This window comes from Deltaproteobacteria bacterium, from assembly GCA_009930495.1.
Taxonomy (GTDB): Bacteria; Desulfobacterota; Desulfovibrionia; order Desulfovibrionales; family Desulfomicrobiaceae; genus Desulfomicrobium.
Window position 1 is genome coordinate 1 of the sequence record RZYB01000013.1, and the last position, 14,265, is coordinate 14,265.

Below are 14,265 nucleotides of genomic sequence, written 5' to 3' on the forward strand. Positions count from 1 at the left end.
CCACAAATCGGCCTCGAACGGCGGCGGTGTCGTGCCTTCGGCGGCGATTTTAAAGAGCCAATACTCCTCGGAAACAAAGGCCTGTCGTTCCCGTTCGCGGTCCACGATGAGACGCAGGGCAACGGATTGGACCCGTCCAGCGGACAGTCCTCGTTTGACTTTTTTCCATAGCAAGGGGGAGATTTTATACCCAACCAAGCGGTCCAGAATGCGTCGCGCCTGTTGGGAGTCAAATAGCGGTTTGCGCAGCTCGGTGGGGTGAGCCAGGGCTTCTTTTACCGCCTTGGCGGTGATTTCATTGAATTGGATACGCTTGAGATTGGAGTTGGCATCGCGGATAATCTCGGCCACGTGCCAGGCGATGGCTTCGCCCTCGCGATCCGGGTCCGGGGCCAGATAGACGGTATCAGCGTTTTTGGCCGCGGATTTGAGCTTGCCAACGACCTTGGTCTTGCCAGGAATTATTTGGTAGTCGGGCGTGAAATCGTGCTCTTCGTCCACCCCCAGCGTTTTGGTGGGGAGATCACGCACGTGACCAACGGATGCCTCGACCTCATACCCGTCGCCCAAAAACTTTTTGATGGTTTTGATTTTGGCGGGAGATTCAACGATGATTAAGTCCTTGCCCATAATGTTTGGGGCCTATATCCAGATTCCGAAGCGCACCGCAAGGGGAATTTCCCGGGTACATCCTGTGCGCCACGAGTGGTTTATTTTTTCAACCTATCGGTATCCTTTTATAAAGAATCAAATTCATGAAACACAATACTTCTGATTTCCGGGCGGGATATATTGCCCTCATCGGGCCCCCCAATGCGGGTAAATCGACCTTCCTGAACACCGTGCTCGGGGAAAAGATCGCGATTGTTTCGCCCAAGCCCCAGACAACGCGTACCAGCATTACCGGCATCCATACCACGGATTCGGAGCAGATCGTCTTTTTGGACACACCCGGTGTTCATGCGGCGCGGGGCAAATTGAACCGTTTCTTGGTCGACGCGGCCTGGGGCGCCCTGCGGGAATCCAACGGGGCGATTTTGTTTCTGGACGGCTTCAAATACGCCGAGTCCAGAAGCGCGTTGGCGCGGGATTTGCGTCCCTTGGCCACGAAGTTGGCTTCCTTGGACATCCCCTTGGTCGTGGCTGTGAATAAAGTCGACCGGATCAAGCCCAAGGAGCGCTTGTTCGAACTATTGACCGCGTGTTCCGAGCATTGGCCCGGGGTTGAGTTAGTGCCGATTTCCGCTCGAACGGGCGATGGGATTGAACGTTTGCTCGGCATTGCGCGCGATTTTTTGCCTTTGAGCGCCCCGTTGTTTCCCGAGGACCAACTCAGTACCGCCCCGGTTCGATTTCTGGCCGCTGAAATTATCCGCGAAAAGCTCTTTTTGGCTTTGGACCAGGAACTTCCTTACAATATCGCCGTGGAAATCGAGAGCTGGGAGGAATTGACCGAGCAGAACATGGTCTCCATCCACGCGACCATCTTTACGTCAAAAAACAGTCATAAGGGCATGATTGTTGGGCGCCAAGGCGGTAATCTGAAGAAAATTGGCCAAGCGGCCCGCGTGGAATTGAAGGCCTTGCTCGGCACCAAGGTTCATCTTGAGTTGTGGGTCAAGGTACGGGAGGGGTGGACCGAGGATGGGCATTTCATGGCCTCGTTAGGCCTTGGTGTTTAAGGAGGGAGGATGGACTCGTCGTGTCTCGTGGAGCGGTGGCAGGGCGTGCTGGCCGAAATGGCGGAGGCTGCCCGCAGGGCTGGACGTTCGCCTGCCGATGTTCGACTTTTGGCGGTTTCCAAATTTCATTCGGCAGAGGATATCAAGCGCCTGTATCAAGCGGGCCAGCGCCTTTTTGGCGAGAATTACATCCAGGAAGCACAGACCAAGATGAACGTCCTGCCCGCCGATATTGACTGGCATTTCATAGGGCATGTGCAGACCAATAAAGTCAAATTCGTTGTTGGACGGTTCGCGTTGATTCATGGGGTGGATTCTGTCAGATTGGCGCAAGCATTGCAGAATAAAGTCGAAATCATGGGGGGGCACCAAGACGTGCTCGTACAGGTCAATCTGGCCCAGGAACCGCAGAAAAGCGGCATTTCCGAGACGGATTTGCCAATGCTGGCTGATTTTTTAATGGGTTCAAGGTGTCTGTGTTGGCGTGGGCTCATGCTGATGCCGCCGATTTTTGATGATCCGGAAGGGGCCAGACCTTACTTCGCGGCACTGCGAAGACTTCGGGACAACCTGGAGCGGCGCCACGGAGCGGTACTGCCCGAATTGTCCATGGGCATGACCGGAGATTTCGCCGCGGCCATCGAGGAGGGCGCCACACTGGTTCGTGTTGGTACCAGAATTTTTGGAGCGCGCGCCTGAAACCATGGCGTGGGAGGGATTGGATATCGTATGGATTTAGCAACCGTCATTGGCATGTTGGTCGCTTTTGGTTTGGTTTTCGCTGCCATGGGCAGCAACATTATTCTCTTTTGGGATTTTCCGTCGGTTCTGATTGTTATTGGCGGCACCATCGGCGCGGCTCTCATCACATACCCTCTCAATCATGTGCTGGGCGTCATGCAGGTCATGCGCAAGGCTTTTTTCACCAAGCAAGAAGAGCCGTCGGAAGTCATCGTGAAATTTATTGATTACGCGGGCAAGGTCCGGCGGGAAGGGATTTTGTGCCTGGAGCCCATCCTGAAGGAGGTTTCGGACGATTTTTTACGCAAGGGCTTGCAGCTTACCGTGGACGGGCTGGAGCCCCAAGCCATCCAGGAGATCATGGACACGGAGATTGCAAACCAAGAGGAACGCCACGCCCGTGGTGCCGAGATTTTGCTGTGCTTTGGAGCGTTGGCTCCGGCCATGGGAATGATCGGCACGGTTATTGGATTGGTGCTCATGCTCAAGAACATGAGCGATCCCAGCTCCATCGGCCCGGCCATGGCCGTGGCCTTGCTGACCACTTTTTATGGCGCGCTTTTGGCCAACATCGTGTTCAATCCCATGGCTGGAAAGCTCAAAACCCGCAGCAAGGAAGAGGTCTTGGTCAGAACCATGATCGTCGAAGGCCTCATGTCCTTGTCCAGGGGAGAGAATCCGCGCATCATCGAGGAAAAATTGAACAGTTTCCTGCCACCCAAAACGCGCAAGGCCAGTTCCTGAGCGGAGAGGAGGACCCATGGCGCGAAAGAAAAAGGCTTCGTCCGGAGGCGGGGGAGAAGAAGTCCCGGCCTGGATGATCACTTTTTCAGATCTGACGACCCTGCTGATGACATTTTTTGTGTTGCTGGTGTCCATGGCCTCGCTGACGGATGTTACCAAGCGCAAGGTGGCCTTGGGGTCTGTCTCGGGAAAGTTTGGAACCGGAGCGCCGTCCCTGGACGATTTGACCACCACGCCAGGGAGGGCCGTGGATCCGGGTCCAATCAATATGTTCAAGGACCTGCAGGGGTTAAAAAAACGCGTCTGGGAAGCTCCCAATTCCGATTTACGCTTTGAATACAACGGCTTCATCCAACGCCTGTCCATCAATTCCGATGTGCTTTTTGGTCCCGGTTCCGCGGAGCTCACTCCCGGAGGGCGGCAACTTCTGGATAGCGTGCGCCCGTCGATCCAGGATAGCGCGTATCCTCTTGGTCTGTCTGGCCACACTGCCGGTGGCCGGGATGAATTTGGTCCGGAATATCTGGTTCCAGCGGACCTGAGGGTGGATTTCTCCTGGCGTCTATCCCTGGATCGGGTGCTGGCCGTGTACAGATATTTTGTTGAGTCCGGCATCCCGGCGGACAAATTTCGGATCGAGGCCTTTGGCCGGTATCGCCCCAAGGCTGGAGACGCCACTCTCGCGGATCGGAAAGCCAACCGCAGGGTGGATATCACCCTGGACAAGCGTATTGGTAGTTGGGCGCCGGCCGTGGCCTCCGAGATCGAGAAGCTCGGCAAGGCCGGCGCGTCGGAAACGCCCAAGACGTTTCGCGTGCGTGATTATATTTTTCGGTTCGATCTTCCGGAGTAGACCCGCATGGCGCGAGAAAAAAAAGAAGAAAGTTCAGGCGCGGGCATGGGCTGGCTGGTCACGTTCGCGGACCTGATGACCTTGTTGTTGACTTTTTTCGTGCTCCTCTTGTCCATGGCCACCATGGACAGATCCATCATGCGGGAAATCGCCGTCAGTCTCGTGGGGGACGAAGGGCTCGCCCCCTCGAAGGGCGCCGGCAAGGTGCCGGCGAAATTCGAGTTCATCGAGCAGACGCTGCAAGATCAAGAAAAAATTTTCGAGAATCATCAGCGTCTCAAGGACACGCTTTTTCCGGACGAGGTCTTGCCCAAGGACATGCCCCGCAACGCCCTGTTGAACAACCTGGAAGTGTTGGCCCGGCCCGAAGGCGTGGCGATTGTTCTTTCGGAAGGGTTGTTGTTTCAAAGCGGGCAGAGTGAGCTGAACGAGTCCAGCAAGAAATTGCTTTCCGAGTTCGTGGCCTTTTTGGCCAGTTATCCCGTGCCCGTGAATATCGCCGGGTACACGGACAATGTTCCCGGAGGGGCCAAGGACAATTATGTTTTGTCGGCGGAGCGGGCCATGGCTGTGTTGACGTTTTTTTTGGAGCAGGGGTTCGAGCCGGAGCGTTTTTCCGTTTCCGCTTATGGGCCGGATTTTCCGCTGGCGGAAAATAATTCGCCCGAGGGGCGCGCCAAGAATCGCCGGGTGGAAATTTTGCTGAAAACCACGGGCCGGACATATCTTTAGGCCCGACATCCATACATCACGACCAAAGGAGGACGCGTGGCCGCTAAAAAAAATGAAACCGAAGAACCCACCGAAAAGAAAAAAGGCGGGAAACTGAAGCTTATCATTATCCTCGTGCTGCTCCTGGTCCTGCTTGGCGGGGGTGGCTTCGTGGCGTGGAAGTTTTTTTTGCAGCCCGAGGGCGATCCGGCCGCCGAAGGGAATGCCACCGGGGACGCGGCGGCAAAAGCCAAGGAAGAAGTGCCGCCGGAAGTTGTCAAACTGGATCCTTTTGTCGTTAATCTGGCCGACCCCATGGGGCGTAGATACCTGAAGATCACCATGGACGTGGAGGTCGAGCCGGGAGTCACGCCAGAATTGAACGCCGCCATGGTCAAGGTGAAGGACAGCTTGCTTTTGCTGCTCTCCAGCAAGACTTTTTCCGAGATCAGCTCCATGGATCAGAAAATCGAGCTGAAAAACGAAATCATGGAACGGCTGAGTCAAGTTGTCGGCAAGGGCAAGATCAAAAATATCTACTTCACGGAATTTGTTATCCAGTAGCCGCCAGGAACATGGTTCAGCATGAGTAAGATCCTCAACCAGGATGAAGTCGATGCCTTGTTGCGTGGCATTTCCGGTGGAGAAATCGAGACCGAGGAGGAAACCTCCACGGCCGAGGACGGGGTTGTAACCTTTGATCTCGCCAATCAGGACCGGATTATCCGCGGCCGCATGCCGGTCTTGGAGATTATCAACGATCGTTTCTCCCGTTTGGCAACCAGCGCCCTCGCCAACACCATGCGCAAACGGGTGGACGTGAATCCCATTTCCATCGACATGTCCAAATTCGGGGATTTCATGCGATCCCTGCCCGTGCCGACCAGTATCAACATTTTCAAGATCGAGCCGTTGCGCGGCAACGCGTTGCTGGTGGTCGACACGCGGCTGGTGTTTTCCCTGGTGGAGAATTTTTTTGGAGGCGCGGGCTCCCAACCCAAGATCGAGGGGCGGGACTTCACGCCCATCGAGCAGTCCATCATTACCAAGGTGGTCAAGATTATCCTGGCCAATTTGGAGGATGCATGGCGTCCGGTGCACGAAGTCAGCATCGAGCTTCTGCGCTCCGAGATTAATCCTCAGTTCGCGACCATCGTTCCGCCCAGCGACGTGGTGGTTGTCATCTCTTTCGAGGTCGAGCTGGAAACAGCCCTGGGTTCCCTGATCCTGGCTTTGCCCTATGCGACCATCGAACCGATTCGATCCAAGTTGTACGCCGCCTTCCAGACCGAAAGACTGGAGGTGGACCACGCCTGGATTTCACGTTTTCGGGATCGACTTCTGGAAACACCGGTGGATATGGCCGTGACCTTCGGCACCACCCAGATCACGGGTCGTCAGCTGCTCGACATGCGGGTCGGGGATATCTTGCTTTTGGATCAGGACGAGGACGACATGCTCATGGCCAGGATTCAGGGCGTGGTCAAATTTCAGGGCACTCCCGGTTTCGTCAAGGGAAACAAGGCGTTCAAGGTGCTCAAGGAGCAGGAACTCAATTATTAGGGGACGATGATGGCCGAAGATCAGGACAAGTTGGCCGCTGAATGGGCCGCCGCATTGCAGGAACAGAATAACGCGGAACAGGATGGCGGCTCGGAAGAGGATTTGGCCGACGCCTGGGCCGCGGCCTTGCAGGAGCAGGAAACCTCGGAGAAGGGCTCGGATCAAGGTCTGGCCGACGAATGGGCCAAAACCTTGGCCGACGAGGAGGAAAGCAAGCTCCAGCATGAAAAGAAACAAAAACAACTGGCCGCCCAGAGCCGAAATTTTGAATACAAGGATTTGACGGGCGAGGCCAAGGCTCCCAAGTCCGAGGGCTTGCGCAAGGATCTTGACTTCATTCTTGATATCCCCCTGGAAGTCTCGGCCCAGCTGGGCAGTACCAAGCTTTTGATCAATGAACTTCTTCAGCTGGGGCAGGGGTCCGTCATCGAATTGAACAAGCTCGCCGGGGAGCCCTTGGAAATCCTGGTCAACGGCAAATTGGTGGCCCGTGGCGAAGCCGTGGTCATCAACGAGAAATTCGGGGTCCGTCTGACCGACATCATCAGTCCCATCGAGAGGGTGAAGCAACTTGGATAACGCGACATTGACGGGCACGGATTTGGGGCTTGGCCTAGCTTCGATCAAGATGGCCGCGGGTCTGCTTTTGATTTTGGGCCTGATTTTTCTGGGTCTGGCCTTGCTCAGGCGTCACGGTTTTGCCGGCAGGGTGCAGTCCGGAGGCCGGGTTGCGTTGCGGGTCGAGGATCGGATCGTCTTGGGCCCCCGCAAGCAGGTTGTGATGGTCCGCTTTTTGAATAAGCTCTTGCTGTTGGGCGTCACCGATTCCGGAATCACCTTGATCACAGAAGCAGACCATGACCCTCATTCCGAACATGCCACATTTTCCGAGGCCTTGGAGCGCGAAAATCATCGCGAGGTGGCCGATACTCCTGACTAGCCTGGCGCTGGTTTTTGTCCCGAATCTGATCTGGGGCGCGGATACGCCCCTCATTCCATCCCTGTCCCTGCAATTGTCGGCCGGGCAGGCCGAACCGCAAAAAGTAGCCGTCGCCCTGGAAGTCATGGCCTTGCTGACGGTGCTGACCCTGGCTCCATCCATTGTTTTGACCCTCACGTCGTTTACCCGGATCATCATTGTGTTTCATTTTTTGCGGCAAGCCATGGGAATCCAGCAGATGCCGCCCAATCAGGTCTTGTCCGGCCTGGCCATTTTTATGACGGTGGTCATCATGATGCCGCTCGGGCGGACCGTGAATGACACCGCCTTGCAACCCTATTTGCGGGAAGAGATTGGGTATCGGGAAGCGCTGGAGCGGACCGAACAGCCACTGCGTTCCTTTTTATTCAAGCATACCAGGGAAAAGGATTTGTCGGTTTTTTTCTCTATTTCCGGCATCGAGCGCCCTCAGAGCAAGGACGATGTCCCCACCATGCTGCTTATTCCAGCCTATATGATCAGTGAATTGAAAACGGGATTTCAGATTGGCTTTTTGATCTATATCCCTTTTCTTATTCTGGACATGGTCGTGGCCAGTATTCTTTTATCCATGGGTATGATGATGCTTCCGCCGGTCATGGTTTCCCTGCCGTTCAAGATTCTACTTTTTGTCATGGTGGATGGCTGGAATCTGATCATCGGCTCCCTGGTCAACAGTTTTGCGTAGGTGCCCCATGGCAAGGACCCCAAGATGACTCCTGAATTTGTCATTGGATTCGCTCGTCAAGCCATAGAATTGACGCTGATTATTTCCCTGCCCATGCTTGGCGTGGGTTTGGGGGTCGGAGTGTTCGTGAGTATCCTCCAAGCCGCGACCCAGATCCAAGAGATGACCCTGACCTTTGTCCCCAAGATCATCGCTGTCTTTTTGGCTTTGCTCATTTCCTTTCCCTGGGTCATGGATAAAATGATTTCCTTTACCCAGGAAATTTTTCTCAATTTTCCACAGTACATCAAATAGTCCGACGGGTTATCCTTGGCTTTGGCGAAGCATTTCGGTCAGGATCATGGCCCCGGCCTGCGCCACGTTGAGGGAGTCGAAGTCCTCCCGGATAGGGATTTTGAGCGTCGCGTCGCAGCGTTTGCCGACGTTGGGGCGCATCCCTTTGTCCTCGTTCCCCAAAACAAGTACCGCTGGCAGGCGCAGGCTGGCCTTGAACAGTGGTTGACTGTTTGGCCCGGCGTCCGATCCGTAGATGGCCAGACCGGCCATGGCGCAGGCATCCAGTGCCCGGGACAGATTGACGACCTGACACAGGGACAGTCGATCCAGTGCCCCGGCCGCGGCCTTGGCGGCGGCTTGGCCCAGGAACGCGGTTCGGTCCTGGGGGAAGAGTAATCCCACGCCGCCAAGGGCGTGGAGGGTCCGCGCCAGGGTGCCGACATTGCCCGGATCCTGAACCTGATCCAGGGCCAGGATCACGGGAAATTCGGCCGAGGATGCCTGTTCGATAAGCCGGTCCAGGTCCACAAAACGACGGCCCCGGACCCGGGCGATGACGCCTTGGTGGTTGCCAGCAAACATCCGGTCCAGCTCGTGGCGCGGTATTTTGCGGAAGCGCGCATTTTGTTCGCGACAGATTTTCTGGATTTCTCCCAAGCCCGGCGTGTCTTCGGCGAGAAAGATCGTGTCGATGATTTCGGGTTGGGTGGCCAGAAGCTCCATGACGGGCTTGCGGCCAGGGGTCAGGTATGGATTGGGTTGTTTGTTGGCGTGCATGGCGAGTCCTGATTGGTTGCGGGGTGGAGGATTTGCTTTTTCGAGAATATTTATGTAGCCGAACTGCTATTATTTGGTCCCGTTCGCCGCATGGAGGCGGCCCAGAGGGTTAACTTTTGACCAGGAGTTTGTTTTGACAGGACTATTTCGCACCCTCCTGCTGCTTGTCGTGCTGATCGCGGCCGGCTGTTCGGCCAAGAACGCTCCGGGGCCGGAGCAGGCCAGTCCGTCCTTGCCTCGGGAGACAACGCGGGATGCTGGCGAGATTGCCGGCGATCAAGCAACCGAAGTCGATACCGAAGCGTACGAGCCCACTCCCGAGCTGGAAGATGTCACGGAAGTTGGTCCGCTCAGTTCCGAGGAGCGGACTGTCCTGGACTCGGATATTTCGTTTCCCGTGGATTTGGATACCGTGGAAAATCAGGATGTCCAGCGCTTTTTTCACTATTTTGCCCACACCCACAGGACAACATTCGAGAACTGGCTCAAGCGGGCCAGGGTCTATCTGCCCCATATTCGCGAGCGTTTTCGTCAGGAAGGGCTGCCCGAGGATTTGATCTATTTGCCGTTTGTCGAGAGCGGTTTCAATCCTTTCGCCTTGTCGCGGGCCGGAGCCAGCGGCGTATGGCAGTTCATGCCCCGGACCGGCACCATGTATGGTCTGGCCGTTGACTCCTGGGTGGACGAACGCCGTGATCCCTATAAATCCACGGAAGCGGCGATCAGCTACCTGAAGAAGCTGTACGCGATCTTTGGCGATTGGCCCCTGGCCCTGGCCGCTTACAACGCGGGCGAGGGCACCATCGGGCGCGCCATGGAGAAAACCGGCCGCTCGGATTATCTGTCGCTGTGCGCGGTGTCTTCCGACATCAAATCGGAAACGAAGCTGTATGTTCCGAAGTTCCTGGCCGTGGTCAAGATCGCGCGCAATCTGGACAAGCTCGGTTTCGAGCCGATCGACTGGACCGTCCGGCCACGGTCCGTGGCCTACGTGCAGGCCAAGGGTGGCACGGATTTGCTTGCCTTGTCCAAGGACGTTGGCCTCGAATGGAAGGCCTTCCGCGAGCTCAACCCGGTGTTCCGCAAGCAGCAGGCGCCGGAGCGGTCCGTGCGGATCGCGTTGCCCGCGCAGTACGTGGCCAAGGCCAAGGAGTTTTTACGCCGCCCCCCCAAGACCAGAACCGAATTTGCCGCCTATAAAATCAGGCCAGGTGATTCCTGGTGGGGAGTGGCCAAGAAGTACGGCGTTTCCGTGGCCTCGTTGCGCAAGGCGAACCCGAAGCTTTCCTTCCATGTCGGACGAACCGTCCGGATTCCTGGCAAGACTGGCCCGACACCGGCGGCAAAGGTCGCCAACGTGGAGCAGGATGCCAAAAAATGGGCGACGAAACGGGCGAATTATGTCGTCCGTAAGGGGGATACGCCGTGGTCCATCGCCAAGTCCTTTAAAATGGACGCGGCCACGCTGCTCAAGTCAAACGGCTTGAAGACGGGCGCCACGCTTTCGGTCGGGCAGAAACTCTTTGTTCCCGATGCTGGTGCCGTCGAAACGCGTGCCGCGACATCCAAGGCCGAAAAAGCCCGCGAGGAATTGGTCGAATATCGGATTCGTCCTGGCGATACGTTGTGGAATATCGCCAAGCGCTTCAATGTTTCGATGTTGGATTTGCGCAAGTGGAATCGGTTGGCCAAAAACGATGCCTTGCGGCCAGGAGACCAGCTCAAGGTCTATACGCGCTGATCAGAGCGATCGTTGTTCATGAAAAAAGGCAGGCCCGGGTGGACCTGCCTTTTTTCATGGCCGCAGGGTCATGGATGGCAGGTCGATGCGGAAGCGCGTCCATTGCCCCATCGCGGTTTGCACGTCCATCCGTCCGCCGTGTCCTTCGGTGACGATGAAATAGGACACGGACAGGCCCAGGCCGGTGCCTTTGCCCGTGGGCTTCGTGGTGAAGAACGGCTCGAAGATGCGCTTGCGGATACCGTCTTCCATGCCCGGTCCGTTGTCTTCGATTTCGATGCGTATCCAGGGAGAATTGGCCCTGACTCTGATCGTGAACCGGGGCCGGTCCTGTGTCGGGTAGGTTTTTTCAGCCATGGCCTCGGCGCCGTTTCGGAGCAGGTTCAGAAAAACCTGTTGGAGTTTGCTGGCCGCGCAGAGAACGGGCGGGATATTGTTTTCGTACTCTTTTTTGATTTCGATTCGTTTGAAGTCATAATTTTTTTTGAGGTTGTAGTCCGTGCCCGCCAGATCGAGGGTCCTGTCGAGAAGATCGACAATATCCTCGGAGACCAGTTGGGAGTCGCTTTTGCGGCTGAAGCTCAACATGTTGGATACTATCTGCGCGGCCTGGGCCCCGGAGCTGCGGATGGCCTGCAACATTTTGGGGATTCCCCGTTTTTCCAGATAGTCCCGCAGCGCCTCGAAGGAGATGCCAACTTCGCGGGCCGTCTCGATGTTGGGAGCAAGGACATGCAAGAGGCGCGTCTCCAAGACCTGGGCGTTGCCCATGATGGAGGCCAGGGGATTGTTGATTTCGTGAGCCATGCCCGCGGCCAGCCCTCCCACGGACAGCATTTTTTCGGACTGGACCAGCATTTCCTCGATACGGACCTTGCTGGTGACATTGTCGATGCGGATTACCGCCCCTTCGACTCCATTGGTGATCAGGGGGTAGATGGTGATGTCCTCGTAGATCGTGTCGCCCTTGGCCGTGCGGCTTGTTTTGCCCTCGAAGAGCGGCTTCTTGCGGGAGATCGCCAGACGGATATTCTCCATTTCCCGATGGAGCCAGGGAATGATCCGGTCCAGCGGCTGTCCTTGGACCTCGTCTTCGGTCAGGCCAGTTTCCAGGGCCGCTTGCTGGTTCCACTGCGCGATGCGGCCTTCGGCGTCCACTCCAATGAGCACGGATGGCATGGAATTGATGATGTTGGCGAGCAGGCTGCGTAGCCGGGCGTTTTCGGCTTCGCCTCGGTTCCGATCCGTGATGTCCAGAAAAGAGCCAATGATGCCGGAAACCTGATTGTGTTCGTCGGAAAAAACCTGCTTGGCGAAGATGACATCCCGAAGACAGTTGTCTTTGTCGCGGATGGTCGATTCGTAGACCTGGCGGCCGCCTTCGGTGAACAGTTTGTGGTCCATGTGGGCATAGGTGTCCGCGAGCTCTGGCCAGAAGTCCTCGGCGGTTTTTCCGGCCAACTCGGTCCTGCCCAATCCCATGATATCGGTGAAGTTTTGGTTGCACCCGAGGTAGCGTCTGTCCTGATCCTTGTAGAAGATGGGGATGGGGACGGCTTCCAGCAGAACTTCGGTGAAGCGCAGACTGCGCTTCAGGTCCGCATGGGCCTCGCGGAGTTGTTCCTCGGCCAGTCGGCGTCGTTTGCTGATCAGCATCAGCGCGACCTGATCGGCGACGCGGCTGGCGAAGGTGATCTCGTCGTTTTGCCAGGAACGGGGCGGGGCGCTTTGTTCGAAGCAGATGATGCCCACCAGCTCGCCGTCGATGCGGACGGGAACGTCGAGCATGGACACGATGGCCTTGGGATGGAGCTGGTTCGTGGTAAATGCCTGGGTGCGGGGATCGGCGCCGGCCTCGGTGACCACGATAGGGGCGCCCGCGCGCAAGGTTTGGAAATATTCCGGATAGCCTCGGCATTCGAGGCAGAAATCGGATTCGTGGTGTCCCGAGGCGCGGTCATACTGGTCCACGCAGCAGAATTCATCGCCCTGGATCAGCCACAGGCCGGCCCAATCCACGTCCAGGGCCTCGGCCATTGTCGCCGTCATCATGGCCGCGGCCCCCTCCAGACGACCATGAAATACCGCCGGGTGCGTGGAGATTTCGGCAATGGCGGTCTGTTGTTTGGCGATCCGTTCCAGTGTCTCGCGCAGCGCGTTTTCGGCCTTGCGCCGTTCGGTGATTTCCCCTTGCAGCTCGCGAATTTTTTGCTGCAGCATGGGGTAGTAACTTTTGCGGCCCGAGGATTCGCTCAGACCGACGATTTTGTCGCGTAACGACGTCACATCCTTGGACAGATCGTCAGGAAGCTTCTTCATAGATGACTTCGATATCGCGTTTGCTGGCGGGCTTGGGGTTGGTGACAAGACAGGGATCGAGGATGGCCTTTTCGGTGAGAATCGGGATGTCGCCGGTCCGGATGCCGCGCGAACCCAGGGTGGCGCGGATGCCGGCCTCGGTGCGGAGCGTGTCCACGGCCGCGAGCAGCCAGGTTCGGATGGCGTCACTGGTCATGCCGCGACTATCCAGGCCCATGGCTTCGGCGATGGCCCGAAATCGTTCCGGCGCGGCCGGGAAATTGAAGTCGATGACGTGTCGCAGGAGCATGGCGTTGCACTCGCCGTGGGGAAGGCCCTTGTAACCGCCCAGGCTGTGCGCCATGGCGTGGACGGCGCCCAGGCTGGCGTTGGAAAAGGCCAACCCGGCCTGCATGCTGCCCAGCATGGTCTTGGCGCGAAGCTCCAGGTTCGCCGGATCGCGCAGCGACGCGAGAAGATGCCCGTGGATGAGACGGACCGCTTCCAGGGCGTGGAGGTCGGTCATGGCTGATTGCGCGTTGGAGACAAAGGCCTCGATGGCGTGGACCATGGCGTCCATGCCCGTGCAGGCCGTGAGGTATTGGTCCATGGTGGTCAGGGTTTGGGGGTCGATCAGCGCCACGTCCGGGATAATCGTTTTGCTGATGATGGCGATCTTGGTTTTGCGTTCGCTGTCGTTGATGATGGCGAACTGGGACACATCGGCCGAGGTGCCGGCCGTGGTCGGCACGCAGATCAGGGGGGGCATGGGCACGATGATTTTGTCCACGCCTTCGTAGTCCAGGACGTGGCCGCCATTGGTGACCACGATACCGATGCCCTTGGCGCAGTCCATGGGGCTGCCTCCACCCACGGCCACGATGCCATCACAGGCGTTTTCCAGATACAGATCCACGCCAGCCATGACTTCCTCGGCCTTGGGATTGGGGGTGACCTTGGAAAAGATCACGCTGTCGACGTCCGCCTCGGCGAGACTGGCCACCACGCTGTCCGTCCACCCCGCGTCCATGACTCCCGGGTCCGTCACGACCAATGGCCGGGATATGCCGAATTTGTTGGCATATTGGCCGACGACATGCAGTGCCCCGACTCCGAAAATAGTCTCCGGAGCAACAAATTTGCGCACTTCGGTAATGCTCATGCTTTCTCCCTGGCAGACATTGGAACGTATTGGCGATCTGTTTGAACTTT

16 protein-coding genes are annotated in these 14,265 nt (G+C 57.1%); 12 read left to right on the forward strand and 4 right to left on the reverse strand.

Going from position 1 to position 14,265, the window contains the following annotated elements; translation table 11 throughout:
* The coding region (locus EOL86_02530; protein NCD24460.1) for a DNA topoisomerase I at positions 1-630 on the reverse strand (630 nt) is incomplete at its 3' end.
* A gap of 125 nt (positions 631-755) precedes the next feature.
* On the opposite strand from EOL86_02530, the gene EOL86_02535 reads away from it, so the two are divergent.
* From EOL86_02535 to fliQ, 11 genes are read left to right on the forward strand one after another with little or no spacing between them, the layout of a single operon-like run.
* Entirely contained in the window at positions 756-1,682 is a 927-nt protein-coding gene (locus tag EOL86_02535; protein ID NCD24461.1) for a GTPase Era, read from the forward strand.
* A gap of 9 nt (positions 1,683-1,691) precedes the next feature.
* Positions 1,692-2,381, forward strand: coding sequence for a YggS family pyridoxal phosphate-dependent enzyme (locus tag EOL86_02540; GenBank protein ID NCD24462.1), 690 nt, complete (start codon positions 1,692-1,694; stop codon positions 2,379-2,381).
* 30 nt (positions 2,382-2,411) lie between these two features.
* A complete protein-coding gene (locus tag EOL86_02545; GenBank protein ID NCD24463.1) occupies positions 2,412-3,167 on the forward strand; it encodes a motility protein A in 756 nt (251 codons plus the stop codon).
* A gap of 16 nt (positions 3,168-3,183) precedes the next feature.
* A complete protein-coding gene (locus tag EOL86_02550; GenBank protein ID NCD24464.1) occupies positions 3,184-4,020 on the forward strand; it encodes a flagellar motor protein MotB in 837 nt (278 codons plus the stop codon).
* A 6-nt stretch (positions 4,021-4,026) separates the two neighbouring features.
* Positions 4,027-4,752 (forward strand): flagellar motor protein MotB, encoded by a 726-nt coding sequence (locus EOL86_02555; GenBank protein ID NCD24465.1) that lies wholly within the window; start codon positions 4,027-4,029, stop codon positions 4,750-4,752.
* A 36-nt stretch (positions 4,753-4,788) separates the two neighbouring features.
* A complete protein-coding gene (locus EOL86_02560) occupies positions 4,789-5,295 on the forward strand; it encodes a flagellar basal body protein FliL (GenBank protein NCD24466.1) in 507 nt (168 codons plus the stop codon).
* A 21-nt stretch (positions 5,296-5,316) separates the two neighbouring features.
* Positions 5,317-6,294, forward strand: coding sequence for a flagellar motor switch protein FliM (gene fliM, locus EOL86_02565; protein NCD24467.1), 978 nt, complete (start codon positions 5,317-5,319; stop codon positions 6,292-6,294).
* 9 nt (positions 6,295-6,303) lie between these two features.
* A complete protein-coding gene (gene fliN, locus EOL86_02570; protein NCD24468.1) occupies positions 6,304-6,873 on the forward strand; it encodes a flagellar motor switch protein FliN in 570 nt (189 codons plus the stop codon).
* A complete protein-coding gene (locus EOL86_02575) occupies positions 6,866-7,234 on the forward strand; it encodes a flagellar biosynthetic protein FliO (GenBank protein ID NCD24469.1) in 369 nt (122 codons plus the stop codon). The genes fliN and EOL86_02575 overlap by 8 nt, the downstream gene beginning before the upstream one ends.
* On the forward strand, positions 7,170-7,961 hold the full coding sequence (fliP, locus tag EOL86_02580; protein NCD24470.1) for a flagellar biosynthetic protein FliP: 792 nt from the start codon (positions 7,170-7,172) through the stop codon (positions 7,959-7,961). Before EOL86_02575 ends, fliP begins: the two co-directional genes overlap by 65 nt.
* A 24-nt stretch (positions 7,962-7,985) precedes the next feature.
* Positions 7,986-8,255 (forward strand): flagellar biosynthetic protein FliQ, encoded by a 270-nt coding sequence (fliQ, locus tag EOL86_02585; protein NCD24471.1) that lies wholly within the window; start codon positions 7,986-7,988, stop codon positions 8,253-8,255.
* A gap of 9 nt (positions 8,256-8,264) precedes the next feature.
* Here fliQ and rlmB read toward each other — a convergent pair whose 3' ends face one another.
* Positions 8,265-9,014 (reverse strand): 23S rRNA (guanosine(2251)-2'-O)-methyltransferase RlmB, encoded by a 750-nt coding sequence (gene rlmB / locus EOL86_02590; protein ID NCD24472.1) that lies wholly within the window; start codon positions 9,012-9,014, stop codon positions 8,265-8,267.
* A gap of 73 nt (positions 9,015-9,087) precedes the next feature.
* Between rlmB and EOL86_02595 the strand changes: the two genes are divergently transcribed.
* Positions 9,088-10,755 (forward strand): LysM peptidoglycan-binding domain-containing protein, encoded by a 1,668-nt coding sequence (locus tag EOL86_02595; protein NCD24473.1) that lies wholly within the window; start codon positions 9,088-9,090, stop codon positions 10,753-10,755.
* A 54-nt stretch (positions 10,756-10,809) separates the two neighbouring features.
* Here the strand turns inward: EOL86_02595 and EOL86_02600 are convergent, their stop codons facing one another.
* Together EOL86_02600 and EOL86_02605 are read right to left on the reverse strand one after the other, a co-directional pair.
* On the reverse strand, positions 10,810-13,074 hold the full coding sequence (locus EOL86_02600) for a PAS domain S-box protein (GenBank protein NCD24474.1): 2,265 nt from the start codon (positions 13,072-13,074) through the stop codon (positions 10,810-10,812).
* Entirely contained in the window at positions 13,058-14,215 is a 1,158-nt protein-coding gene (locus tag EOL86_02605) for an iron-containing alcohol dehydrogenase (protein NCD24475.1), read from the reverse strand. Before EOL86_02605 ends, EOL86_02600 begins: the two co-directional genes overlap by 17 nt.
* Positions 14,216-14,265: the final 50 nt, after the last annotated feature.